Annotated in this window: 23 protein-coding genes; 13 read left to right on the top strand and 10 right to left on the bottom strand. The window is 70.4% G+C overall.

The window, feature by feature from the left end; all coding sequences use genetic code 11:
• The first annotated feature begins 55 nt into the window (after positions 1–55).
• Both rpsD and KIK09_RS03640 read left to right on the top strand, forming a co-directional pair.
• Positions 56–670: a 30S ribosomal protein S4 gene (gene rpsD, locus KIK09_RS03645; RefSeq protein ID WP_214317172.1), complete on the top strand. Its 615-nt coding sequence runs from the start codon at positions 56–58 to the stop codon at positions 668–670.
• Between the two features lie 2 nt (positions 671–672).
• Positions 673–1905, top strand: coding sequence for a low temperature requirement protein A (locus KIK09_RS03640; protein WP_214317171.1), 1233 nt, complete (start codon positions 673–675; stop codon positions 1903–1905).
• Here the strand turns inward: KIK09_RS03640 and KIK09_RS03635 are convergent.
• Positions 1869–2675, bottom strand: a complete 807-nt coding sequence (locus KIK09_RS03635; protein WP_214317170.1) for an ion transporter — start codon at positions 2673–2675, stop codon at positions 1869–1871. The two genes, KIK09_RS03640 and KIK09_RS03635, sit on opposite strands and share 37 nt — an antisense overlap.
• Before the next feature lie 47 nt (positions 2676–2722).
• Positions 2723–3196, bottom strand: coding sequence for a nitroreductase family deazaflavin-dependent oxidoreductase (locus KIK09_RS03630; protein WP_214317169.1), 474 nt, complete (start codon positions 3194–3196; stop codon positions 2723–2725).
• Between the two features lie 100 nt (positions 3197–3296).
• Here KIK09_RS03630 and KIK09_RS03625 point away from each other — a divergent pair, with 100 nt between their 5' ends.
• On the top strand, positions 3297–3611 hold the full coding sequence (locus KIK09_RS03625) for a DUF4190 domain-containing protein (protein WP_214317168.1): 315 nt from the start codon (positions 3297–3299) through the stop codon (positions 3609–3611).
• Here KIK09_RS03625 and KIK09_RS03620 read toward each other — a convergent pair.
• Entirely contained in the window at positions 3554–4234 is a 681-nt protein-coding gene (locus tag KIK09_RS03620; RefSeq protein ID WP_214317167.1) for a TetR/AcrR family transcriptional regulator, read from the bottom strand. The two genes, KIK09_RS03625 and KIK09_RS03620, sit on opposite strands and share 58 nt — an antisense overlap.
• A gap of 66 nt (positions 4235–4300) precedes the next feature.
• On the opposite strand from KIK09_RS03620, the gene KIK09_RS03615 reads away from it, so the two are divergent.
• Both KIK09_RS03615 and KIK09_RS03610 read left to right on the top strand, forming a co-directional pair.
• Positions 4301–5032: an ABC transporter ATP-binding protein gene (locus KIK09_RS03615; RefSeq protein WP_214317166.1), complete on the top strand. Its 732-nt coding sequence runs from the start codon at positions 4301–4303 to the stop codon at positions 5030–5032.
• The gene (locus KIK09_RS03610) at positions 5025–5747 is read left to right on the top strand and encodes an ABC transporter permease (protein ID WP_214317165.1); all 723 of its coding nucleotides are present in this window, start codon (positions 5025–5027) and stop codon (positions 5745–5747) included. The genes KIK09_RS03615 and KIK09_RS03610 overlap by 8 nt, the downstream gene beginning before the upstream one ends.
• On the opposite strand, the gene KIK09_RS03605 is transcribed toward KIK09_RS03610, so the two are convergent.
• On the bottom strand, positions 5728–5958 hold the full coding sequence (locus KIK09_RS03605) for a hypothetical protein (protein ID WP_214317164.1): 231 nt from the start codon (positions 5956–5958) through the stop codon (positions 5728–5730). The two genes, KIK09_RS03610 and KIK09_RS03605, sit on opposite strands and share 20 nt — an antisense overlap.
• Before the next feature lie 4 nt (positions 5959–5962).
• The gene (locus KIK09_RS03600) at positions 5963–7321 is read right to left on the bottom strand and encodes a S8 family peptidase (protein WP_214317163.1); all 1359 of its coding nucleotides are present in this window, start codon (positions 7319–7321) and stop codon (positions 5963–5965) included.
• Positions 7322–7503: 182 nt separating this feature from the next.
• Here KIK09_RS03600 and KIK09_RS03595 point away from each other — a divergent pair, with 182 nt between their 5' ends.
• Positions 7504–9540 (top strand): spermidine synthase, encoded by a 2037-nt coding sequence (locus KIK09_RS03595; RefSeq protein WP_214317162.1) that lies wholly within the window; start codon positions 7504–7506, stop codon positions 9538–9540.
• Here KIK09_RS03595 and KIK09_RS03590 read toward each other — a convergent pair.
• Positions 9529–10230 carry a TetR/AcrR family transcriptional regulator gene (locus tag KIK09_RS03590; protein ID WP_214317161.1) on the bottom strand — a complete coding sequence of 234 codons (702 nt, stop codon included), beginning with the start codon at positions 10228–10230 and terminating at the stop codon, positions 9529–9531. The genes KIK09_RS03595 and KIK09_RS03590 overlap by 12 nt on opposite strands.
• Positions 10231–10314: 84 nt before the next feature.
• On the opposite strand from KIK09_RS03590, the gene atpB reads away from it, so the two are divergent.
• Positions 10315–11076, top strand: a complete 762-nt coding sequence (atpB, locus tag KIK09_RS03585; protein WP_214317160.1) for a F0F1 ATP synthase subunit A — start codon at positions 10315–10317, stop codon at positions 11074–11076.
• Between the two features lie 271 nt (positions 11077–11347).
• Entirely contained in the window at positions 11348–11788 is a 441-nt protein-coding gene (locus tag KIK09_RS03580; RefSeq protein WP_250572501.1) for a PaaI family thioesterase, read from the top strand.
• A gap of 438 nt (positions 11789–12226) precedes the next feature.
• Here the strand turns inward: KIK09_RS03580 and KIK09_RS59890 are convergent, their stop codons facing one another.
• Entirely contained in the window at positions 12227–13741 is a 1515-nt protein-coding gene (locus KIK09_RS59890; RefSeq protein WP_214317158.1) for an LCP family glycopolymer transferase, read from the bottom strand.
• Between the two features lie 135 nt (positions 13742–13876).
• A complete protein-coding gene (locus KIK09_RS03570; protein WP_250572500.1) occupies positions 13877–14887 on the bottom strand; it encodes a neutral zinc metallopeptidase in 1011 nt (336 codons plus the stop codon).
• Between the two features lie 571 nt (positions 14888–15458).
• On the opposite strand from KIK09_RS03570, the gene KIK09_RS03565 reads away from it, so the two are divergent.
• A complete protein-coding gene (locus KIK09_RS03565; protein WP_214317156.1) occupies positions 15459–16328 on the top strand; it encodes a LysR family transcriptional regulator in 870 nt (289 codons plus the stop codon).
• 829 nt (positions 16329–17157) lie between these two features.
• Positions 17158–18000 carry a dihydropteroate synthase gene (gene folP, locus KIK09_RS03560; RefSeq protein WP_214317155.1) on the top strand — a complete coding sequence of 281 codons (843 nt, stop codon included), beginning with the start codon at positions 17158–17160 and terminating at the stop codon, positions 17998–18000.
• Between the two features lie 70 nt (positions 18001–18070).
• On the opposite strand, the gene KIK09_RS03555 is transcribed toward folP, so the two are convergent.
• Positions 18071–19417, bottom strand: a complete 1347-nt coding sequence (locus KIK09_RS03555; protein WP_214317154.1) for a sensor histidine kinase — start codon at positions 19415–19417, stop codon at positions 18071–18073.
• The gene (locus KIK09_RS03550; RefSeq protein ID WP_214317153.1) at positions 19410–20084 is read right to left on the bottom strand and encodes a response regulator transcription factor; all 675 of its coding nucleotides are present in this window, start codon (positions 20082–20084) and stop codon (positions 19410–19412) included. The genes KIK09_RS03555 and KIK09_RS03550 overlap by 8 nt, the downstream gene beginning before the upstream one ends.
• 128 nt (positions 20085–20212) lie before the next feature.
• Between KIK09_RS03550 and KIK09_RS03545 the strand changes: the two genes are divergently transcribed.
• From KIK09_RS03545 to KIK09_RS03535, 3 genes are read left to right on the top strand one after another with little or no spacing between them, the layout of a single operon-like run.
• Positions 20213–21373 carry a LolA family protein gene (locus KIK09_RS03545; RefSeq protein ID WP_214317152.1) on the top strand — a complete coding sequence of 387 codons (1161 nt, stop codon included), beginning with the start codon at positions 20213–20215 and terminating at the stop codon, positions 21371–21373.
• Positions 21370–22344 (top strand): ABC transporter ATP-binding protein, encoded by a 975-nt coding sequence (locus KIK09_RS03540; protein ID WP_214317151.1) that lies wholly within the window; start codon positions 21370–21372, stop codon positions 22342–22344. The genes KIK09_RS03545 and KIK09_RS03540 overlap by 4 nt, the downstream gene beginning before the upstream one ends.
• Complete coding sequence (locus tag KIK09_RS03535) at positions 22331–23284, top strand: ABC transporter permease (RefSeq protein WP_214317150.1); 954 nt, start codon at positions 22331–22333, stop codon at positions 23282–23284. Before KIK09_RS03540 ends, KIK09_RS03535 begins: the two co-directional genes overlap by 14 nt.
• The last annotated feature ends 15 nt before the right edge of the window (positions 23285–23299 follow it).

Genomic DNA, 23299 nt, shown 5'->3' with positions numbered 1-23299 from the left:
GCATGCTAGGTTAGGCTTACCTAAGTAAGGATTACCTAATCACATTGAGGTGAATGTGCGCTACACCGGTCCGAAGGTGCGGCTGTCGCGTCGCGCGGGCGTGCCGCTGACCAGGAAAGCCGTCCGCTACTTCGAGCAGCGCCCGTACCCGCCGGGCGAGCACGGCCGCAAGACCAACCGCCGCAGCACCGGCGACTACGGCATGCGCCTGATGGAGAAGCAGAAGCTGCGCTGGTACTACGACGTGTCCGAGCGCCAGCTGCGCCGCTACTGGGACCTGGCCGTCCGCAAGCCGGGCGCCTCCGGCGCGGAGCTGGTCACGCTGCTCGAGTCGCGGCTGGCTTCGCTGGTGCTGCGGGCCGGTCTGGCGCCCTCGATCTACGCCGCCAGGCAGTACATCAGCCACGGCCACATCTCCGTCGACGGCCGCAAGGTCGACATCCCCAGCTACCTGGTCAAGCCGGGGCAGGTCGTCGCGGTGCGCGAGCGATCGAAGAGGATGCAGCCGTTCGTGGCCGCCGCCGAAGGCGTCCACGCCGACGAGCGGACCGCCCCCTACCTGGTGGTCGACCTGGCCGAGCTGCGCTTCACGCTGACCGGCAGGCCCGAGCGCGAGCAGATCGCGGTCCCCGTGGATGAGCAACTCGTGGTTGAGTTCTATTCTCGTTAGCCGTGACTGACCCGGGTGAGCGGCACGCCAGCTGGCTGGAACTCTTCTTCGACCTCGTCGCGGTGGTGGCGGTCGCCCAGCTGGCGCACCGCCTGCAGCATCCGACCTGGCTCGACGTGGCGCTGTTCGCCTTGCTGTATTACGCGGTGTGGAGCGTCTGGACGTCGATGTCGCTCTACGCCAACGTCAGGGGCGACAAGACGCGCGTGCGCAGCATGCTCCTGTGCATGTTCGGCATCGCGGTCATGGCCGCCGCCGCACCCGACGTCGGCCACGCGCTGGGCTCCGGCACCGGTGACAACACCCACGACCCCTGGTTCATCGCCGCCTACGTCTTCTGCCGCGCCGTCGCGGCCCGCTCCCTGCAGGGGTCCGGCAATATCCTGATCTCCTGGCCCTCGGTGCACATCGGCGTGGGCGTGATCCCGTGGGTGGCCTCGCTCTGGATCGACCCGCCCGCCCCCGGCGACCCGGTGGCGTGGCGGTACGTGCTGTGGGGGCTGGGTGTCGTACTGGACCTCACCTTCACCATCCACGCGAGCCTGAGCCCGGACAGGGTGGTGAAGCAGGCGCAGGAGCAGGCCGAGCGGCTGCGCAAGCGGGAGGAGAGCAGGAGGGGGCACGGGCTGCGGACCCAGGAGATCACGGTGCCCACCGCCGCCATCCTGCACCCGGCGCACCTGGGGGAGCGGCTGGGCCTGTTCGTCATCATCGTGCTCGGCGAGGCCGTCATGCAGGTGGTGGTCGCCGCCTCGGGCAAGAGCTGGGTCAAGGAGCTCGGCCTGGCCGCGCTCGGCGGGTTCGGGCTGATCGTGGCGCTGTGGTGGCTGACGCTGCAGTACGGGCTGAGCGCCGTGCCCGACGCCAGCGAGAAGGGGCTCAAACCCGCCGTCGCGCTGCCCGCGCACTACGTGATGACCGCCGGGATCACCGCCACCGCCGCCGGCCTCGGCGTGGTCGCCGAGGCCCCGTCCGCGCACCTGCACGGGGGCATCGTCTGGGTGCTGTGCGGCGGGCTGGCCCTGTACTTCCTGGCCTCGGCCGTGCTCGGCGTGGCCAACCGGGCGGAGCGGCGCTGGCTGTGGGGCTGGGCGCTGCCCACGGTGGTCGCTCCGCCGGTCGTGGCCGCCATCGCGGGGCTGGTCCAGGCGTGGCTCGTGGTGGCACTGCTAGCCCTGGTCGCCCTGTGGCGGGTGATCTACAGGGCGTCCACGCCCGCGCCCGCCGAGGCCTGACGCAGGGCGGCCACCTCCTGGCGCAGCGCCGCCAGCTCGTCCAGGATCAGCTGCGTCGAGGTGGCCGAGTCCGACTCCAGCTCGGCCCGCTCCTCGGCCGACTCCTCCTCCATGGCGCTCACCACGACCGCCATGAACAGGTTGAGCACCACGAAGGAGCAGATCAGGATGAAGACCACGAAGAAGATCCACGCCGAGGGGTGCGCGGACATCACCTCGCGCGCGATGTCGGGCCACGCCTCGCCGGTCATCGTCTGGAACAGGGTGAACAGCGAGGTCTGGAGCGAGCCGAAGTAGTCGGGCGCGGCCCCGCCGAACATCTTGGTGGCCATCACGCCGGCCACGTACAGCACCAGCGACAGCAGCACCACGATCGAGCTCATCCCCGGCAGGGCGCGCAGCAGGGCGGAGACCACGCGGCGCAGGCTGGGGACGACCGACAGCAGGCGCAGGGCGCGCAGGATGCGCAGCGAGCGCAGGACCGACAGCTCACCGGTGGCCGGTGCCAGGGCGATGCCGATGATCAGGGCGTCGAAGATGTTCCACGGGTCGCGCAGGAAGCGCCAGCGCTCGACGTAGATCTTGGCCAGCAGTTCGGCCACGAAGATGTACAGGGCCGCGTGGTCGATCACGTGCAGCTCAGCGCCGAAGCGGCTCAGCACGGCCGGGAACGTCTCCAGGCCCAGCGTGGCGGCGTTGACGAGGATCAGGCCGACGATGAACCGCTGGAAGCGCGGATGCTCGATGACATGGCGGACACGGTCGCGCACTTGGGGGACTCCTACTAGTTCTTGATCAAATGCCCCCCAATCATGGCTTATCCGGATTGACAGCTGGTCAATCGGAAAACCCGCAGCTCCCGCCCCGACTTGCGGGTGTAAGCCGCGTACACCGGCCACAGCGCGAGCAGGCCCGGCCAGACCGCCTCCCGCTCGGCCCCGGTCAGCAGCCTGGCCTCGACGGGGAACTCGCGCCCCGCGTAGCTGACCCTGGCCTGCGGCGCGGCGAGCAGGTTGGCCGTCCAGGCCGGGTGCTGGGGGAGCCCGAAGTTGCTCCCCACGACCAGGAAGCCTCCGTCGACCGGCAGGCAGGCCAGCGGCGTACTGCGCGGCAGTCCACTGCGGGCGCCGGTGTGGAACAGCACCAGCGTGGGGATCACCTGGCTGCTGCCCAGCCGTTTGAAGATCCGGTGCACCGCCCGGTCGAGCTGCGGCACGAATCGCGGACCGACCCGCATGAACCAGTCGGTCCCGGCCAACCACTGGAAGAAGGGCTTGAGGAACCCGAGCATGCCGGGAGTGTAGCAAGCGCTAGGTCAAATGCGAGCAGGCTCGGCCCTGTGGTATAAAACCCACCTAAAATCGCGCATCCGACGGGGGTCCCGAGCCAGCATGTCGTATCCGAACTACGGCCCGTCCTACTACGGTCCGCCGCAGCAGACGCACCCCAACGGCACGACCATCCTCGTGCTGGGCATCCTCAGCCTGGTCATCTGCTCGATCCTGGGCCCCTTCGCCTGGTCGATGGGCAACAAGGCGCTGCGCGAGATCGACGGCAGCGGCTACTACTACGAGAACCGCGGCCAGATCCAGGCCGGCCGCATCTGCGGCATGGTCGCCACCTGGCTGATGATCGGCGTGGTGGGCCTCTATGTGCTCATGTTCGTCTTCTTCGGCGGGCTCGCGATCTTCTCCGCCAACACCTGACCGTAGTCGCCGATCCCCTTCTCCAGCAGGTCGAAGACCGCTTCGGCCTGCTCGCGCAGCCACGGCAGGATCTCGCTCCAGCTCTCACCCGCCAGCTTGCGCCGCACCGCGTTCCTGGACAGCAGCCGCGTCGCCTCCAGGATCTGCGCCGCCACGAGCTGCGGCGTCAGGTCGTCCGGGTCGGCGTCGGTGACCTCCGCCAGCGTGTTCGCCAGGTTCGTGTTGCGCTCGTGCTCCAGCTCCCGCATCCGCGCCATCAGTGACGGGCTGTCGCCCACCAGGCGCCCGAAGACGTCGGAGCCGTCGTTGAGGCCGTAGCGCCAGTCGCGCTCCTCGATGGCCTGCAGGAAGTCGCGGCGGAAGGCCGCCACCACGCTCTCGCCCGGCCTGCGCCCGTGCACCACACCGCTCGGCAGGAACCCGACCTCCGACTGCCGGTCGAGGAACAGGTCCTCCTTGGTGCCGAAGTAGTTGAACACCGTGTTCACCGACACGTCGGCCGCCCTGGCCACGTCGGCCACGGTCACCTTGTCGAAGCCGTGAATCATGAACAGGCCCATCGCCATGTCCGCGATGCGCTGCCGGGTTTCCCGCTTCTTCCGCTCCCGCAGTCCCTCTTCCACGCCTCCATGCTACCAATGTTGCAGTCAGTCCAAACTTTCAGTTACTCTAAATTTGGAGGCGATGAAATGATCAAGACTTCGGGTCTGAGCAAGACCTTCAAAGGCGGCGTGGAAGCCGTCAAAGGCGTGGACATATCCGTGGAGGCGGGGGAGATCGTCGGGTTCCTCGGCCCCAACGGCGCCGGCAAGACCACGACCATGCGCATGCTGACCACGCTGCTCACCCCCACGTCGGGCACGGCCACGGTGGCCGGCCACGACCTGCTGGCCGACCCGCGCGGCGTGCGCCGCCGCATCGGCTACGTCTCGCAGGGCGGCGGCATCAACCCGGTCACCCCGGTCGGCGAGGAACTGATCCTGCAGGCGATGCTGTACGGCATGCGCCGCGCCGAGGCGGAGACCAGGACCGCCGAGGTACTGGCGAAACTGGAGCTGTCAGGCATGGAGAGCAGACCGGGCGGCGCACTGTCCGGCGGCCAGCGGCGGCGCTTCGACATCGCCTTCGGCCTGCTGCACCGGCCCCCGCTCATCTTCCTGGACGAGCCCACGACCGGTCTGGACCCGCAGAGCAGGGCCAACCTGTGGGACCACATCAGGGCGCTGGACACGACCGTGTTCCTGACCACCCACTACCTGGACGAGGCCGACGCGCTCTGCGACCGGCTCCTGATCATTGACCACGGCCGGATCGTGGCCGAGGGCACCCCCGCCGAGCTCAAGACCGGCGGGCGCACGCTCGACGACGTGTTCCTCGACATCACCGGCCGCTCCCTGCGCGAGGAGGCAGGCGTTGCGTGACACCTGGGTGCTGTTCCACCACAACTTCCGCATCACGCTGCAGCAGAAGGTGGGCATCGTCTTCGGCGCGGTCCAGCCGCTGCTCTTCCTGGTGCTGTTCGGCCCGATCTTCGCCACGATCGGCACCTGGGAGACGCTCGTCCCCGGCCTGATCATCCAGCTCGGGCTGCTGAGCACCGGCCTGGCCGGCTTCGGCGTCGTCTTCGAGAAGCGCTCCGGCGTGCTCGAGCGGATGCGGGTCACCCCGGCAGGGCGGCTGTCGCTGCTGCTCGGCCGCGTGCTCAACAACGCGGTCACGCTGATCATCCAGACGGTGCTGCTGATCGCCGCCGGGGTGGCGTTCGGCCTGCGGGCGGCTCCGCTGGGCGTGCTGGTCAGCCTCGTGCTGATGGTCGTGCTCGGCGTCAGCCTCGCCTCGCTGTCCTACGCGGTCGCGCTGACCATGAACGACCAGCTCTTCGCGCCGATCATGACCACCGTCGTGGTGCCCCTGGTGCTGCTGTCGGGCTCGTTCCTGCCCATGTCGATGGCGCCGGCCTGGCTGAACGCCATCTCGCACGCCAGCCCGTTCCGCTACGTGCTCGAGGCCATGCGCGACCTGTTCGCCGGGCGCTACCTGACCGGCACGGTCATCGCCGGCGTCGCTGTGACCGCGGTGTTCGCCGTGGCGAGCCTGTGGATCGGGACCCGGGTGTTCAATCGCGAGAACGCCTAGGCGGGCCGAACGGCTCGATCTTGGGATCGGCGAAGGGCGGGCCCGCCTTGCGGCCCGCCCTGTCGGTCACCCGCAGCGCGTACAGCCCCTCGTCGGGGTCGACCGCGACCAGGCCGTAGGAGGTGTCGACGTCCTCCTCGGCCAGGTCGAGCCGGTCGATCGCGTCGGCGAGGGTGGCGCCCCGCGGAAGCCGTACCGTGATGAGGACCATACCCTCACGCTACGCTCTTGGCCCTTCGCTGCAGCGCGGCGATGATGCCGGCCGGGTCCACGATCCCGTAGCCGTAGTCGTAGTCGAAACCCACGTCGCTGCGGTCCTCGGCGGTACGGCGCAGCAACGCGCGCAACTGGGCGGGCGACAGCCGCGAGGCGGGCCAGTGGGAGCGGATGGCCGCCACCAGACCCGCCACGACCGGCGTGGCCGCCGAGGTGCCCGAGTCGGGCTCGGTGTCGCCGAAGGCCTTGGAGCCGGAGAAGTGCGTGTACCCGCACACGTCCGGCTTGCGCGCGGTCAGCCGGCCCGGCCCCTGCGAGGAGTAGCCCACCCGCTCGCCGTTGGTGTCGACGCCGCCGATGGACAGCACCCGCGGGTGGGAGTTGGCCCCGCCGATGGGCCTGGTCGGCCAGGCGCAGCGGGCGTCCTTGCACTCGCGCCCGCAGTTGCCCGCCGCGAACAGCACGTCGGCGCCGGCCCTGTCGAGGCTGGCCACGATGAGGTTGAACGGGTGCGCGGCGTTGTCGGAGTAGTTGCCCGGATGCCCGACGGGGAAGTCCCACTCGGGGGAGAACGAGCCCCAGGAGTTGCTGACCACCAGCGTCCTGGTGCCCGCGGGCTGCAGGTCGAGCACGTCCCGCAGGTGGGCGAAGGCGGCCACCGCGTCTGACAGCAGCCCGTCCATCGCCGAGCCGCCCGGCCGGGTGGAGCGCAGCACGGGAATGTCGATCAGCGAGGCCTGCGGCGCGCCGATCAGCGCGTCGAAGGCGCACATGCTGCCGTGGTCGACCTCGAACTCGCCGGGGCGTCCCTTGACGCCGGCCGGGTTCCAGCTGCGCTCGGCGTCCAGCGTGACGCCCCTGCCCAGTTGCCTGGCCACGTGCGCGGCGTTGATCCCGGTGTCGCAGACGGCCAGCGGCACCCCGGCGCCGTCCAGGCCCTCGGCGTGCAGGCCCGCCACGTTGAGCAGGCGCTCGACGTCGTGCCAGTCGCCGAGCGGCGGATCGCCGCCGCAGGTCAGCGACGACTGCACGACCGGGTCGGCGAACACGCCGACCACGTCGGGCCGCAGGGTCGGCAGCAGCGTCACCCTGGTGGCCAGCTCGTCGTCGGAGATCGTGCCGCGCACCAGCACCGAGGCGTCCTCGGCGGCCAGCGAGAAGTCGAGCGGCTGGTTGAGCGAGAGCGGGTCGCCGCCCGCCGCGGGGATCGGGCGGGGGACGGCCACCGGCGTGAAGGCGGAGTCGAGCTCCACCCCCGGCAGGGAATCGGCGACGTCGGCCGTGGTGGCCGTCTGGCCGGGATCGGCGACGGCCGCCACAAGATCTGGAGAGGGGCGTAGCTGGATGAGGACGCGCATGAGGCACCACCGAACGTTTGGAGGGAACGAACGCACCAACATTCCTTCATCGGCGGGGGCGCGTCCAGCACATCGAAGGGTTTCTGACCTGCTGGAATGCCGCAAAATGCGCGAAGCGGGCGACATTCAATCTCGGCCATCATGCTTCCGTGATTTCGGTCTGTTCACTACGGTGAATCACCATGACGGCGCAGGCCTCGCTGGCCCCTTCGCAGCCCACCCGTGAGCACTGGCTGGCCGTGCGGCCACGGCTCGTCCTGGCCTCCGCCTTCATGCTCTTCCTGGAGCTGGCCTTGATCCGGTGGACCGGGTCGAACATCGTCCACCTGAGCTATTTCACCAACTTCGTGCTGCTCGGCTCGTTCCTGGGCATCGGGCTCGGGTTCCTGCGCGTGGGCAGGTCGCGGCGCCAGCCGTACTACTCGCCCGTGGTGCTGTTCGGGCTCGTGGTCGTCGTGCTGATGTTCCCCGTGACCGTCGACAGGAACACCGAGGGCGTCCTGTACTGGACGTCGTTGGCGACCACCGGGCCGCCCGCGTGGGCGATCCTGCCGGTGATCTTCGCGGCGGCCGCGCTGACGCTGATGGGGCCCGCCGAGCTGGTCGGGCGCTGCTTCCCCGAGCTGCCGCGGCTCGAGGCCTACCGCTACGACCTGATCGGCAGCCTCAGCGGCATCGCCGCGTTCACCGCCCTGTCGTACCTGAGCGCGCCGCCGGTGTTCTGGGGGCTCGTCGTGGCCATCTGCTACGGGTTGCTGCTGACGCCCAGGCCACTGGCGTACTACCTGTTCCTGGTCACGGTGCCGTCGCTGGCCATCGTCACGCTGCTGCTGTCGGAGACGCTCACCGCGGGCGCGATCTGGTCGCCCTACTACAAGGTCACCTTCCAGCAGTTCCGGCAGCTGGGGGTGCCCGTCACGGACATCTCGGTCAACGGCATCCCGCACCAGCAGGCCGTCCCCGCCGCCGCGCGGCTGCAGTGGGAGCGGCAGTACGGCCTGCCGTACGAGCGGTCGAGCGCGCCGCTCGACGACGTGCTGATCGTGGGCGCGGGCAGCGGCACCGACGTGGCGATCGCGCTGTTGAAGGGCGCCAAGCACGTCGACGCGGTCGAGATCGACCCCAAGCTGCGCGAGCTGGGCGGCTCGGTGCATCCCGACAAGCCCTACGCCGACCCGCGCGTGACCACCACGATCACCGACGGGCGCGCCTACCTGGAGCGGACCTCCAAGAAGTACGACCTGATCCTGTTCGCGCTGCCCGACTCGCTGACGCTGGTGTCGGGCGCCAGCTCGCTGCGCCTGGAGAGCTACCTGTTCACCGAGGAGGCCATGAAGGCGGCGCGCGCCCACCTCAAGCCCGGCGGCGCGTTCTCGATGTACAACTACTACCGCGAGCCGTGGCTGGTGGACCGGCTCGCCTCGACCGTGCAGGCCGCCTTCGGCCACAAGCCGTGCGTCGACGTCGTCAGCCAGGCCGGGCAGCAGGCCGTCATCACCGCGGGGGCCTCGCCGTCCGCGCAGCGGTGCGAAACGCAGTGGGCGGGCGCCGCGGCGGGCACGCCCGCGCCGACCGGTGACGACCGGCCCTTCCTGTACCTCAAGGACCGTAACATCCCCTCGATCTACCTGATCACGCTCGGCCTGATCCTGATCGTCAGCCTGCTGGCCGTGCGCGTGGTCGCCGGACCTTTCGCGCGGATGCGTCCCTACGCCGACCTGTTCCTGCTGGGCGTGGCGTTCATGCTGCTGGAGACCAAGAGCGTGACCGGGTTCGCGCTGCTGTTCGGTACCACGTGGGTGGTCAACGCGATCGTCTTCGCCGGAGTACTGGTCGCGGTGCTGGCCGCCGTCGAGGTGACGCGCCGCTTCCGCACGCCGCCGCTGCCCGTCATGTACGGCGTGCTGCTCGCCGGGCTGGCGCTGGCCTGGCTGGTGCCCAACGCGTGGCTGCTGTCGCTGCCGTTGCCCGTGCGGGCCGTGGCCGCGGTCGTCGTGGCGTTCCTGCCGATCTTCGCCGCCAACGTGGTCTTCGCCAAGCGCTTCTCCGACACGGCCGACGCCACCACGTCGTTCGGGGCGAACCTGCTCGGCGCGATGGTGGGCGGCTGCCTGGAGTACCTGGCCCTCGTGATCGGCTACCGCGGCCTGCTCATCGTCGCGGCCGTCCTGTACCTGGGGGCCTTCGCGCTGAAGCCCCGGCGTCTTTCAGCCGGGTAGCCGGGCGGCCACGCCGTCCAGGAGGCGATCGAGCCCGTAGGCGAACCGTTCGTCCCAGCTCACGTAGCGCCGCCCTGCCTCCTGGGTCATGCGGGAGAACAGCGGATACTCGCCCGTCTCGAGCAGCGACTGGATGAACGGCGCCTGGCGCGCCATCCACTCGGTGACGTCCATCCCCGTCAGCCGCGACGCCTCCACCTCGGCCACCTCGGCCGAGACGAACCCGCTGACGAACGCCATCACCGTCCCGGTGATCGTCAGCATCCCGTCGATGGAGATCCCGAGCCCGTCGACCATCCGCAGGCCGGTCTCCATCAGCCGGATCCGGTTCGGCCCCGCCGCCTGGCGGCCCACGGTCAGCGGCGCGATCCACGGGTGCCGCAGCATCACCTGCCTGGTCCGTACGGCGAGCCCGCGCAGATCCGCCCGCCAGTCGCCGCTCACCTCGGCGGGCATGTACTCCACGGCCACCGCGTCCAGCATCAGGTCGATCAGGTCGTCCTTGCCTGACACGTACCGGTACAGGGACATCGTGCCCGAGCCGATCTCGGTGGCCACCCGCCGCATCGAGATCGCCTTCAGCCCCTCGGCGTCGGCCACCCGGATCGCCGCCTCGGTCAGCTGCGCCCTGCTGAAGCTCGGCCTCGGCCCCCGCGCGGGTTCCTCGGGCCGCATCCACACGCTCGTCATTGCGTACAACATACCCGGTTTTGTAGGCTGGTCGCAGAAACCGGGTACGGCGTACTCGGTTCCCCCTTCTACCTGGAGCCGCCCATGCCCATCCCCGGCACGGACCTGTTCGAGTTCCCTCCCCTGTGGGACGGCGCGCCCGCCTGGCTCACCAAGCCCGTGCTGCTCGCCTTACTCGCCGCCGTGATCGTCTGCGGCCTGGGGTGGGCCGCCTTCGCCCGCCCGCGCCTGGTGCCCCGCGGCCTGCAGAACGCGGGGGAGTACGCCTACGTCTTCGTCCGCGACCAGATCGCCCGGCCGTTCCTCGGCGCGGACGCCGACCGCTGGATGGGGTTCCTGCTCACCCTGTTCCTGCTCACGCTGACCTGGAACCTGATGGGCGTCGTGCCCCTGATCCAGTTCCCCGTCGCCTCCCACATCGCCTTCCCCGCCGTGCTCGCCGCCGTCGTGTACGCGATCAAGCTGTACCTCGGCTTCAAACACCAGGGCTTCGCCGGGTTCTTCAGGAACGCGATGTTCCCTCCCGGGCTGCCCAAGGCGCTGGCGCTGGTGCTCTACGCCCCGATCGAGCTCATCTACATCTTCGTCACGGCGCCGTTCACCCACGCGGTGCGGCTGTTCGCCAACATGTTCGCCGGGCACATGCTGCTGGCGTTCTTCAGCGCGGTCGGCTTCTGGTTCACCATCGCCCACCCCACACTGCCCGGCTTCCCCGTCGGCGTCCTGGGGGTGGCGGTGACGTGCCTACTGACGGCCTTCGAGATGTTCATCCAGTTCCTGCAGGCCTACCTGTTCACCATGCTGGCCGCGATGTACCTGGGCGATGCCCTCCGCCCCGCCCACTGACCCCCAGGGCTTGCCACATGATCCAGTACGGCCGGCGCCAGGCGAGCCCGGCACCTGTCACGCCCATCGAGCGCTGCCAACTCGGCGGCCGGCCGTGGCACTCCGAAGCGCTGATGATCAGTGGGGCTCTTGGGCGTCGCCTGCTCGTGTTCGCCGGCCGCGCGAGTCCTGCTCGCGGAGGCCTGGGCGCGTGACGGCATCGGCTTGTCATGGAGTGGGGGCGCAGTCCGAGCTCCGAGAATTGTCGGTGGGGTCTTGTTCAATGGCCCGCATGGAAACGGAGACCAAGAGGAGTGGCCCGTTCTGGGACATGCTCGAAGGGCGGGCCCCGCAGCCGCCCGCGGCGCGGCTCTTAGGGTGGGAGCTCGTCGAGATCGACCCCGACCAGGGGACCATCGAGGTGGCGTTCCAGGCGAGTGAGCAGTTCGCGAACCCGGTGGGGGTGATCCAGGGCGGGTTCCTCGCCGCGATGCTCGACGACACGCTCGGGCCCGCGCTGGTGGCGACCCTGCCGCCGGACAAGTTCGCGCCCACCTTGGCCCTGCAGGTGCAGTTCCTGCGCCCGGCGCGGCCCGGGCGACTGGTGGGGCGGGGGCGGGTCGTGCAACGGGGCAAGGAGGTGTGCTTCCTGTCCGGGGAACTCGTGGACCCCGACGGAAAGCTCGTGGCCACAGCCACGGCCACAACCAGGATCCAAACGGTCCGCCCGTAAGACCCAGGCTTTGGCGCGCCCGGGGACGTGGCGTTTCGGGGTACGTCTTGCGGTTACTGCCGGCAGGGTCGTGGCGGCCTTGGGTGCGGCTCGGTCAGGGCGTGACGGGCCGTGGGCCGCTTCCGCCGAGGACGCGGGCCGAGCGGGTTCTGCCTCCGCGTATTGCCCTCTATGGGGCGATCTAGTGCCCCCTGCGCGGTTCCCGCGGGGTCGTTGCCCGTGGCCTGGCAAGGGTGTCCGTCACGGGCTACCGGACTCGAACCGGCTCATCTCTTTACTGAGCGTTAACGCTGTGAGGCGTTAGTAACGAACTTTCCCATTCGCCTTTGCCCGTGACGGCGGGACAAGCATAGGCACGACGGGCGAGCCAACGCGATTCGTTTCCGCGGCATCAAGTCCGTCTGCGCGGCACGGGGTGCGGACCGTGTGAAACAGCCTTCAGAGGCCGCAGACCTCGCTGAGGCTCTTGGCTGTTTTGCTGCTGCCGTTCTGGGTGGGCGTCTCGGAGGGGCGCTGGGCCAGGTGGGTGCGGGTGGGGGTGGCCGTGGGCTGGCCGGGGGAGGCCGTGACGTCGGCCGCCTGGGCGCGCTGGGTGGGCCTGCCCGAGTCCTGGATGGCCTTGGCCGTGGCACGCCGGATCTTGACCCAGTCTGGGCGCCCCGAGTAGAACTCGGGCGGCACGAACTGCAGGCTGGTGATGCGGGCGTTCTTGACCTTGACCGCGAGTTCCGCGAGTGGCTGGACGAGCGGCTTGGGGATGTTGGTCTGGGCGAGCCGCTTCGTCGCCTTGGCGATCTTGGAGAAGTTCAGCAGGATCTTGTCGGGCGTCGCCTGCTGGGCGAAGGCGCCGATGACGCAGCGCTGGCGGGCCATGCGGGAGAAGTCATCGCTTTCGACGCGGGAGCGGCCGTACCAGAGCGCCTCCTCTCCGCCGAGGCGCCGGTAACCGGCCTTGATGGTGCCGGCCGTACCGAAGTGACCGCCCCACTTGATATCGCGCTCGACGCGGATCTTGAGCCCGCCGATCGCGTCGACGAGGTCGGCGAAGCCGTACATGTTCATCAGGGCGTAGTAGTCGATCTTCAGGTTGAGCGTGTAGCCGAGGGCGTCCATCAGCGCGCGCGGGCCCTTGTTCTTGCCGCCCATGAGCTGCGGGTTGTCGTTGGCGTACTGCCACACCTCGTTGAGCAGGCCGCCGTTGGGCAGTTCGGCCATGAAGCCGTTGGGGAACTGCTTGTGCAGCGGCGAGGTCGGCGGGAAGCGCACGTGCTGCAGATTGCGCGGCAGGCTCAGCAGCACCGTGTTGCCGGTCTTGGTGTTGACGCTGGCCACCGTCATGCTGTCGGTCCGCACGCCGGTACGGTCACCCGCCGCGTCGCCGCCGATCAGCAGGAAGTTGACCCGATCCCTGCTCTCCCACGGGTTGGCCGGGTCCGTGGGCACCGGCGCTGCCTCGGCGTCGTTGCCCGAGGGGAAGATGTTGTCGATGGTGTCCTTGACGGTCAGCATCGTGTTGGCGGTCAGGGCGAACGGCGCCATCACCGCCACGCTCAGCACGCCGACGGCCAAGCCGGAGAGGATCTGGCCGAGCTGGGGGAGCCGGTTGGGCCGCAGCACCACGTAGGAAACGACGATCAGCGCGAACCAGGCCAGCGCCAGCCCGGACGCGACGGCGATGACCGCCGTCTGCGCGCCCTCACCGGCGAAGGCGGTGAGGTTGTCCATGTTCCTGGTCAGGCCGTAGGCCAGGGCGGTCAGGAGCAGTACGGCGTAGACGCCGACCAGCGCGATCCCGGTACGGCGATGCCCGGCCCGCAGATGCGCGGCGCCGGGCAGGATGACCGAAAGGGCTGTCCAGCCGATGACGGAGCCGAGCGTCAGCGGTCTGGCGAACCGTGGGGCGGCCGGAGCGGACGTGCGCCGGGGCGCTCGCCGTTTTCTGGTTGAGTCCACCCCATCGGCTCCTTCACACGCCTACCTGGCAAAACGTGGTTTTGCCCCCCGTTGGACAGAAGATTGCCAGGATTCTAGCCCCCATATAGGGACATCCGAGACATGTGCCCAACCTGAGATGAACGCCACATGGCCTCAGGACGTCGTGGAAGAGTCGGCTGCCCAGGTGTTGCACTGGTAGGCCTGGTTGCGCAGCCACCCCTGCCGGAACCACCGGTTGTTGTTGACGGGAGCCCCGTGGTCGCGGGGCCATCCGGGGTAGTCGCCCACCTGACCGTAGAACGTGAACAGGCGGCTGCGGTTGGCCGGGCTGACCGGATAGGAGTCCGCCACGGACCTCATCCACATGCCACCGAGACACGTAGCCTGGAGCTCCAACCTTCTGCTCAGCGCAAGCTTCGCGCTCTGGTTGGAGGAGTCCAGCGTCTTGTCCCACCAGGAGTCCATGATTCCGGCCATCTCCTGCACGTGGTGACCGTACTCGTGGGCCATCATGCTGATGATCCCGCCGTTCCACTGGATGATCTCGCCGTAGCCGCGGGCGTTGCCGTTGCCCCTGGCCATCGCCGAGGTGGAGGCGTAGATCGTGTTGTTGCGCGGGCAGTAGTAGGGCACCATGCTCCCCGGCGAGGGGAAGTCGCCGCACGCGCCCCTGCCACCCTTGGGGGTGATCGCGTAGTTCGGCGCGCGGAACTGGATGCCCTGGCGCTGGAGCGCCGGGCCCCACACACGGCTCATGCACTGCCCGGTCTTGATGATCAGCGCCTTGAGCTGGCTGTGGCTGAAGATGCTGCCGTTGCCCGCGGGGCAACTCGACTTCGGCAGCCCACCGGCGCGGTAGAGCGTGTTGCCCTTCAGCGTCCGGTTCACGGTGACCTGCTGCGGCGGGTTCGTGTCCTGGGTGGGCGTCTGCGTCGGCGTCGAGTCCTCCGTCGGCGTCGAGTCCTCCGTCGGCGCCGTCGAATGCGTCGGCGTCGAGTACTCGGTCGGCGGGTGGTACGGGTCGTACGAGCTCTCGGTCGGCAGCGCCACCGGCTGGTAGATCGGGTGGCTCGCGCTCTTGAAGATCGCCCCCGCGACCACGATCAGCACGAATAACGCGGCTACCGAGCCCAGCACGATGCCCAGGATCCCGGCCGCGCCCATCCCCTTCTTCCTGCGCGGCGGCGGCCCCCACGGCCCGCGCGGCGGGCCCGGCGGCATCGGTGGCGGCGGCGGTGGTGGCGTCGCCCACTGCTGTGGCGGGGGTTGCTGCTGGAACGGCTGCGGGTACGGCTGCGCCTGCGGCGGGTACTGCGGCCCTTGCGGTCCCTGCGGCGGGTACTGCGGGCCTTGCGGTCCCTGCGGCGGGTACGGCGGGCCTTGAGGAGGCGCCTGCTGTGGGTACGGCTGGCCGTACCCACCCCCCTGAGGTTGCGGCTGGCGGTGCCCCGGCGGAGGCCAGGGCAGCGACGGTGGCCGCTGGGGCTGCCCTGGCCCCTGTGGCGGGGGTGGGTACTGCCCGTTGCCTGTCACCGTGTATCCCCCTTTACGCGGTTGTCCGTAATGAGTGGACTTGGACTATCACTCTCCGGACCTTTGCCGAATTTGGGGCAGAAGCATACTGATTTATCACCCGTCACGGATGTAGCGGTACTCGGTTACAGTCCGAAATCATTCGAGGTGATCTCCGCTATGTCCCGGACCGCGCGGCAGGCGGTGTCCTAGCTTCAATGACATGAATCTGCAGCAGCTCCGCTACGTGGTCGCGACTGCGGAGCACCGCACCATGACTGACGCGGCCAGGTCGCTCTACATCGCGCAGCCTGCGCTTTCGCGCGCGATCCGGGATCTGGAGCGGGAGCTCGGCATGACGCTGTTCGCCCGTTCAGGACGCGGTGTGGTGGTCACCGCGCAAGGCCGCCGAGTGGTCAAGCTGGCGAGGGAGGCGCTCGACGCCGTACACGAGATCGAGGGCCTGGCCAACCACGGCGGCGCCACCGAGGCGGAACTCCGCATCGCCTCGACCCCCAGCCTCGAGCCCGGTCTGGCAGGGCGGCTGCTGCCCGCCTACGCCGCCGAGCATCCGGGAGTCCGCGTGCACATCGTGCGCTGCGACGGCAGGGACGCCGTCGTCAGCGCCATCAGGGACCAGCGGGCCGATCTCGGCCTGACCGACCTGCCGGTGCCCACCGACCTGATCACCCATCCGCTCGAACGACAGGAGATCGTCCTGATCTCCCCGCCGGGCCTGGACCTGCCGAACCCGGTGCCGATGCGCCACCTCGACGGCATGCGCCTCGCACTTCCGGCCAGGGGCAGCCTGCGCCGCAGGGAGCTCGACGCCATGTTCGGCAAGTACGCCGTCAACCCCGTGGTCGTCCTGGAAACCGACGAGCGCAACGGCTGGCTCAACGCGGTCCGCAACGGGCAGGCATCCCTGCTGTGGTACCGCGGCCTGGCCGAGCAGGCCAGCCGGGCCGGACTGGTGGTCCGTTCGCTCGAACCCGCGGTCCGCCGCGTCATCGCCGTCATCCACGCCCGCCGCCGCCTCCCGCTCATCGCCCAGGACTTCCTGGCCACCGCGGAACGCGGCTCAGCGGCCTGACCCCGGGGGGTTGCGGCCCCCACGGACCGGGTCCCGCGCCACCCGGTCCCCGACTTCTCGCCCCTGTACGGCACTTCTTCTGTACGGCTCTTCCTGATGCTGTACGGCACAGCCTTCCTGAATCTGTACGGCACAGCCTTCTGATTCTGTACGGCACAGCCTTCCTGATTCTGTACGGCAAGCCGCCCAACCGGCCGCCCGCCGTACTCCGGCTGAGGACCCGCGACCGGCGCTTCCGGCGAGTCGGTGCCCTTTCCCGCCGCCACGACTCCGCCCTTACCCACCTGAACGCTTCAAACCCACCCTCCACGCCTCCGCTTCTCGCGTCCGCGCCCCGCAGCATGGCTTCCTGGCTCCGCGCCCCATTCGCCGCTTCCACGCTCGCGCCTCTTGCCGCGTCTCCCGGGTTCCTCGCGTCCGCACCCTCCGCCGCTCCGGGTTTCCCCGCTCCTCCACGCTTGCGCCTCCGCGCTTCCCCGCTCCACGCGCAATGTGCGCACCCGAGGCCCCACGAACCCTGCCCGCGCCCACGTTGTTGCTCGCCGTACAGGGCGCCCACTTCGCCGTACACCTCCCCGCCGACCCGGCGCCTGGCAGCGCGCGCGCCCGCGCTTCCGGGCTCGCGGTCCTGCGGCGTTCTCCGCGCTCCGGCGATCCACGCGCTCACTGCGGTTCCGCGCCCGTGCTTTCGCGGTACCGCGTGCGTTGCGCTCCGCGTGCGTTGCGCTCCGCGTGCGTCGCGTGGTCGCGTGGCCGAGCGCTGAGGGTTGCCGGTCTCAGGTGTGCTGGGTGGTTGGGGTTTGGGGGTGGGGAGGTAGTGTCGCCGGTGATGAGCACTTTGCGCCTGGGGCGTCGGGAGTTTCCGCCGGGGGAGTACGCGATCATGGCGGTGGTCAACCGCACTCCCGACTCGTTCTACGACAAGGGCAGGACCTACGGCTTCGACGCCGCGATGCGGGCCGTGGACACCGCTGTGGCCGGTGGAGCCGACATCGTGGACATCGGGGGCGTCAAGGCGGGGCCCGGCGACGAGGTGGACGCGCAGGAGGAGATCCGGCGGGTCGCCGACCTGGTGGCGGCCGTGCGCGAGCGGCATCCCGGGCTGGTGATCAGCGTCGACACCTGGCGGGCCGAGGTGGGCGAGGTCGTGGCCGCGGCGGGTGCCGATCTGCTGAACGACACCTGGGGCGGGGTCGACCCGGGGCTGGCCGAGGTGGCGGCGCGGCACGGGATCGGGCTGGTGTGCGCGCACGCGGGCCGGGTCACGCCGCGGACCCGGCCGCACAGGATCGCCTACGACGACGTGGTGGCCGACGTGATCGCCTACACCACGGAGCTGGCCGAGCGGGCCGTCGCCGCGGGGGTGGCGCGCGAGGCGATCCTGATCGACCCGGCGCACGACTTCGGCAAGAACACCTTCCACTCGCTCGAGGTGAGCCGTCGGCTGGACGAGATGGCCGCCACCGGGTGGCCGGTGCTGGTGGCGGTGTCCAACAAGGACTTCGTGGGCGAGACGCTCGGCGGGCTCCCTGTCGATCAGAGGCACGCGGGCACGATCGCCACCCTGGCCGTCTCCGCCCTGCAGGGCGCGAGGGTCTTCCGCGTCCACGACGCCGCCTCCGCCCGTACGGCTCTCGCGGAAGTGACCCGCCTACTACCGGAAAGGCGGTAAGAGGCGCCTACCGGAAAGGCGGTGGCAGGAAGCAGCCGCCTAATGGACAGGTGGCGGCAGGAAGCGCCGCCTACCGGACGGGCGGTAGCCGTACCACCGCGCGGAGGCCGGGGGAGGCGTCCTCCAGGTGGACCGTGCCGCCGTGGGCGCGGACCGTTTCCCTGACGATCGCCAGCCCGAGCCCGGCCCCGCCCTCGTCCCGGCTGCGGCCCGAGTCGAGCCGGGTGAAACGGTTGAAGACCCGCTCGCGGTCCTCAGGCGGGATGCCGGGCCCGTCGTCGGTCACCGTCAGGACGCCGTCGGCCGTCAGCGCCACCTCGACCTTGCCGGAGGCGTGGCGGATCGCGTTGTCGACGAGGTTCGTCAGGACCCGTGAGAGGTCGAGCGCGTCCCCGGTCACCAGCACCGGGTCGCACACGGTCAGGCGGGCCTCGCCGTACCTCTCGACCGTCTGCCGCACCACCGTGTCCAGTTGCACCGGCTCGCGCCGCCCCGGCACGCCGCCGCGCTCGTCCAGGCGGGCCAGCGCGAGCAGGTCCTCGGCCAGCCGCGACAGCCGCATCGCGTCCTCCAGCACGCCCTCGGCCGTCTCCTGCCAGTCCTGGCCCTGTGGATGCCCGAGCGCCACCTCCAGCTGCAGCCGGATGCTGGCCAGCGGGCTGCGCAGCTCGTGCGCCGCGTCGGAGACGAGCGCGCGCTGCCGCTGCTCGGCCTCCTCCAGCCGGGCCAGCATGTCGTTGAGCGTGGTCGCCAGCGAATGCACCTCGTCGCGCGCCTCAGGCACGGGCAGCCGCCGCGAGCGCGCGGTGTGCGTGATGTCGGCCGCGCCCCTGCGCAGCGCCGCGATCGGCCGCAGCGTCCTGCCGATGATCAGCCAGCTGGCCGCCGCGAGCAGGATGATCAGCAGCGGCGTCCCGACGAACAGCACCCGCCCCGCGGTGCCCAGGCTCTTCTGGATCTCGCTGATGGGCCTGGCCGCCAGCACGGTCACGCCGTGGTCGGCGCTGATCACCACCACGCGCAGCGGCCCCGGGATGGCGTACGGCCGGCCGTCCAGGTAGGCCGCCTCCCCGGTGCGCAGCAGCTCCGCCCGTGCCTGCGCCCCGAGCAGCGGCACCAGCCGGTCGGCTCCGTAGGTGACGTCGGTGATCTGGCCCTTGGCGTCGATGACCTGCACGATCGTGCCGTCGTGGGCGCCGATCGGGGTGGTCAGCGTGCCGGCGTCGGCCTGCACCCTGACCGTCTGCGCCTGCTGCCTGGTCGAGTCGTCCACCCCGTCGATCAGCGTCCTGGACAGCACGCTGAGCAGCACCGACGCCGACACGGCCAGCGCCAGCGCGAGCACGGCGGCGGCCGCGCAGGTCAGCCGGAAGCGCAGGCTCTGCCGCCGCCACCAGGTCAGCGGGGAGTCAGCCACCGTCGCCGGCCAGCCGGTAACCCGCGCCGCGCACGGTCTGCAGGGCGTTCCTGCCGAACGGGGTGTCGATCTTGCGGCGCAGGTAGCCGACGTACACCTCGACCACGTTCGGGTCGGTGTCGAAGGTGTCCCACACGTGCTCGAGGATCTCGGCCTTCGACACCACCTCGTCCCGCCTGCGCATGAGGAACTCCAGCAGCGCGAACTCCCGCGGAGTCAGTTCCACGGGACCGCCCGCGCGCTCGACCTTGCGCCGCGCCGGGTCGAGCGTCAGGTCCCCGGCCGTCAGCACCGCGGGCCGGCGCCCCGAGTCGCGCCGCAGCAGCGCCCGCAGCCTGGCCACCAGCACCACGTAGGAGAACGGCTTGGTCAGGTAGTCGTCGGCGCCCAGGTCCAGCCCGTCGGCCATGTCGTACTCGCCGTCCTTGGCCGACAGCATCAGGATCGGCACCCAGTTCTCCTCCGCGCGCAGCTGCTTGCACACGTTGTAGCCGGACAGCCTGGGCAGCATGATGTCCAGCACGACCACGTCGTACTCGCCGTGCCTGGCCTGGTGCAGGCCCTGCTCGCCGTCGTGGGCGAGATCCACGGCGAAGCCCTCGGCCTGCAGCCCGCGCTGCAGCGCGGCCGCCATCCGCCGCTCGTCCTCGACGACAAGTACTCTCATGCCTGCGATCCTCCACTGCCCCGCCTGAGACAACGCTGAGAAGCCTGAGAGCCATCTCAGACTGTCTCAGGCTCGCCTAAGGATGCCCCACGCACTCTGGAGTCATCGACATACGGTTAAGGAGTGACATGCGTAGAGGCACGTTCGTGAGGTGGGGAGTCCCGATCGCCGTGGCGGCGGTGATCGGCGGCGCGATCGGAGCCGGCCCGGTCATCGCGGCGGTGAGCGGCGACCCGCAGCTGCCGGAGCGCTCGGCCCAGCAGTTGCTGGCCGACGCGGTCGCGGCCAGCCACAAGGCCGGCGGCCCGCCGCCCATGTCGGGCACCGTCCAGCAGACAGCGTCGCTCGGCCTGCCGGCGCTGCCTGAGTCGGGCGGCAGCTCGCCGCTGAACCTGCTGTCCGGCTCGCACGAGGTGAAGGTCTGGTACGGCGCGCGGAACAAGCTCAGGGTGGCCTTCCCCACCCAGATGAGCGAGTCCAACCTGATCGTCAACGGTGACCAGACCTGGTACTGGGACAGCAGCACCAAGACGGCCACCAAGCTCAAGTTCGACGCCGGCACGCAGAAGCCCGAGGACCTGGCGCCGCGGCCGACCGACCTGACGCCGCAGCAGGCGGCCGAGCGGCTGCTGGCCAACGCCGACCAGCACACCGCGATCCGCGTGATCAACAACGCCGAGGTCGCCGGCCGCCCGGCCTACCAGCTCGTCCTGGCTCCCAAGGAGGAGGGCTCGTTGGTGCAGGAGGTGCGCATCGCCCTCGACGGCGAGACGTACGTCCCGCTGCAGGTCCAGGTGTACGCCAAGGGGTCGGCGGAGCCCGCCTTCCAGGTCGGCTTCACCCAGGTGACCTTCAGCGCCCCGGCGGAGGAGAACTTCCGGTTCACCCCGCCCGCCGGCGCCAAGGTGGAGGACAAGACGATCTCCGGCAAGGACCTGGGCAAGGAGCACGCCGAGGCGGAGAAGGCGCGCGGCGCCGTCAAGTCCGTCGGCGAGGGCTGGACCACGGTCGCGGTGCTGCCGGTGTCGGCCGCCGAGCTGGCCGCCAAGCCGCAGCAGGACCAGGGCGGCATCGACAAGGGCGGCGAGGACAAGTGGGACGGCAAGGCGCCCGACTTCGGGTCCATGGCCGACACCGTGCTCAAGACCGCCACCCCGGTGAGCGGATCGTGGGGGTCGGGCAAGCTGATCACCACCAAGCTCGTCACCGCCCTGCTGACCGACGACGGCCGCCTGCTGGTCGGCGCGGTCACGCCGGCGGAGATCGAGAAGGCGGCAGGGATCAAGTGAGTGTTCTCACGCAGGAAGCGGGGTCGCCCTTCGGGGCGGCCCCGCCCGCCGCCGATGCCGCGATCGTCACCAGCGGCCTGACCAAGCGCTTCCACGGCGGGCAGGTCGCGGTCGACGCGCTCGACCTGGTCGTGCCGCGCGGATCGGTCTACGGCTTCCTCGGGCCGAACGGCTCGGGCAAGACCACCACGATCCGCATGCTGCTCGGCCTCATCTCGCCCACCTCGGGCGAGCACGCGATGCTCGGGCTGCCGCTGGCCGAGGCGCTGCCCCGGGTGGGCGCCCTGGTGGAGGGCCCGGCCTTCTACCCGTACCTGTCGGGCGAGGCCAACCTGCTGCGCTACGACGCCGCCGACCCCACCGCGCCGGGCGGCACCGCCCGCAGGCGCGCGGGCGAGGCGCTCGAGCGGGTGGGCCTGTCGGCCGCCGCGGGCAAGCGCTACCGCAACTACTCGCTCGGCATGCGCCAGCGCCTGGCCATCGCGGCCGCCCTGCTCGGGCCGCGCGAGCTGCTCATCCTGGACGAGCCGACCAACGGGCTCGACCCGCAGGGCACCCGCGAGGTGCGCGCGCTGGTCAAGGAGATCGCCGCCGACGGCACCACCGTGTTCGTCTCCTCGCACCTGCTGGCCGAGGTCGAGCAGATGTGCACGCACGCGGCGATCATGCGCACGGGCAAGCTCGTCGCGCAGGGCACGATCGCCTCGCTGAACGGCGGGCAGACGGTCAGGATCAGGATCGAGACGCCCGACGTGGCCGACGCCGCCCGGGTGCTCGGCTCGCTCGGGCTCGAGGACGTGCGCGCCGGGACGGCCGACGTCACCGCCGAGCTGGGCGCCCAGGCGCCGGAACGGGTCAACGCCGCCCTGGTGGGCGAGGGCGTGGCCGTGCGCGGGCTGTCCGTGGTGCGGCCGAGCCTGGAGGACGTGTTCGTCGGACTGACGGGGGAGGGCTTCGATGTCGACGGCTGAGACGGCGCACGCCGACGTGGACACCCGGCGCACGCCTGGCCTGGTGCCCGTGGTCGAGACGCTGCGCACCGCCGAGCGGCACCCGCAGGAGGGGGCCGTCGCGCCGCTGCCGCCCGCGCGCACGCCGTGGGCGTTCTGGCGGCTGCTCGGCTCCGAGCTGGGGCTGACGTTCCGCCGGCCGCGCAACCTGGGCATCCTGGCCGTGCTCGCCTGCGTGCCGATCCTGTTCGGCGTCGGCCTGCGCCTCGCCGCCGGCAGTGACGACCGGATGGGCGGGCTGATCGGCGCCGTGGCGGGCAACGGGCTGATGCTGACGTTCCTGTCGTTCTCGTTCCTGGTGCTGTTGCTGATGCCGGTCGCGGTCAGCGTGGTGGCCGGCGACTCGATCGCGGGAGAGGCGGGCGGCGGCACGCTGCGGTACCTGCTGGCCGCGCCGGCCGGCCGTACGCGGCTGCTGGTGGTGAAGTACCTGAACGCGGTCGTGTTCGCCTACGCGGTGACCGCCGTCGTGGCGCTGTCGGCGCTGCTGACCGGGCTGGTGCTGTTCCCGGTGGGGGAGGTGACGCTGCTGTCAGGCACGACGATCTCGGTCGCCGACGGGCTGCTGCGGATCCTGATCACCATCGGCTACGTGGGCGCGGGCATGGCGGCGCTGGCCGCGGTCGCGCTGGCGCTGTCGACGTTCACCGAGGTGTCCATCGGGGCGATCGCGGCCACCATGGTCCTGGTCATCGTCTGCCAGGTGCTGCGGGCGATCCCGCAGCTCGACGGGCTCACGCCGTACCTGCTGCCGACCTGGTTCACCCGCTTCGACGCGGTGCTGCGCAGCCCGATCTCCGTGGGCGACCTCGCGCAGGGGCTGCTGGCGTTCGGCTCCTACATCGTGCTGTTCTTCTCGATCGCCTGGGCCCGCTTCTCCGGCAAGGACATCACGAGCTGACGCAGGGGGGCGGGC

The organism is Nonomuraea sediminis (genome assembly GCF_018531495.1).
Classification (GTDB): domain Bacteria; phylum Actinomycetota; class Actinomycetes; order Streptosporangiales; family Streptosporangiaceae; genus Nonomuraea; species Nonomuraea sediminis.
Note: the sequence above shows the minus strand (reverse complement) of the source record. Positions and strands in the feature narration are given on the sequence as shown.

Coding starts and splice junctions, on each gene's coding strand:
- KIK09_RS03630 (WP_214317169.1), bottom strand. CDS start 3,196: ATGCTCGGGTTCCTCAAGCCCTTCTTCCAGTGGTTGGCCGGGACCGAC.
- KIK09_RS03625 (WP_214317168.1), top strand. CDS start 3,297: ATGTCGTATCCGAACTACGGCCCGTCCTACTACGGTCCGCCGCAGCAG.
- KIK09_RS03615 (WP_214317166.1), top strand. CDS start 4,301: ATGATCAAGACTTCGGGTCTGAGCAAGACCTTCAAAGGCGGCGTGGAA.
- KIK09_RS03605 (WP_214317164.1), bottom strand. CDS start 5,958: ATGGTCCTCATCACGGTACGGCTTCCGCGGGGCGCCACCCTCGCCGAC.
- KIK09_RS03600 (WP_214317163.1), bottom strand. CDS start 7,321: ATGCGCGTCCTCATCCAGCTACGCCCCTCTCCAGATCTTGTGGCGGCC.
- KIK09_RS03595 (WP_214317162.1), top strand. CDS start 7,504: ATGACGGCGCAGGCCTCGCTGGCCCCTTCGCAGCCCACCCGTGAGCAC.
- KIK09_RS03590 (WP_214317161.1), bottom strand. CDS start 10,230: ATGACGAGCGTGTGGATGCGGCCCGAGGAACCCGCGCGGGGGCCGAGG.
- atpB (WP_214317160.1), top strand. CDS start 10,315: ATGCCCATCCCCGGCACGGACCTGTTCGAGTTCCCTCCCCTGTGGGAC.
- KIK09_RS03580 (WP_250572501.1), top strand. CDS start 11,348: ATGGAAACGGAGACCAAGAGGAGTGGCCCGTTCTGGGACATGCTCGAA.
- KIK09_RS03570 (WP_250572500.1), bottom strand. CDS start 14,887: ATGGGCGCGGCCGGGATCCTGGGCATCGTGCTGGGCTCGGTAGCCGCG.
- KIK09_RS03565 (WP_214317156.1), top strand. CDS start 15,459: ATGAATCTGCAGCAGCTCCGCTACGTGGTCGCGACTGCGGAGCACCGC.
- folP (WP_214317155.1), top strand. CDS start 17,158: ATGAGCACTTTGCGCCTGGGGCGTCGGGAGTTTCCGCCGGGGGAGTAC.
- KIK09_RS03550 (WP_214317153.1), bottom strand. CDS start 20,084: ATGAGAGTACTTGTCGTCGAGGACGAGCGGCGGATGGCGGCCGCGCTG.
- KIK09_RS03545 (WP_214317152.1), top strand. CDS start 20,213: ATGCGTAGAGGCACGTTCGTGAGGTGGGGAGTCCCGATCGCCGTGGCG.
- KIK09_RS03535 (WP_214317150.1), top strand. CDS start 22,331: ATGTCGACGGCTGAGACGGCGCACGCCGACGTGGACACCCGGCGCACG.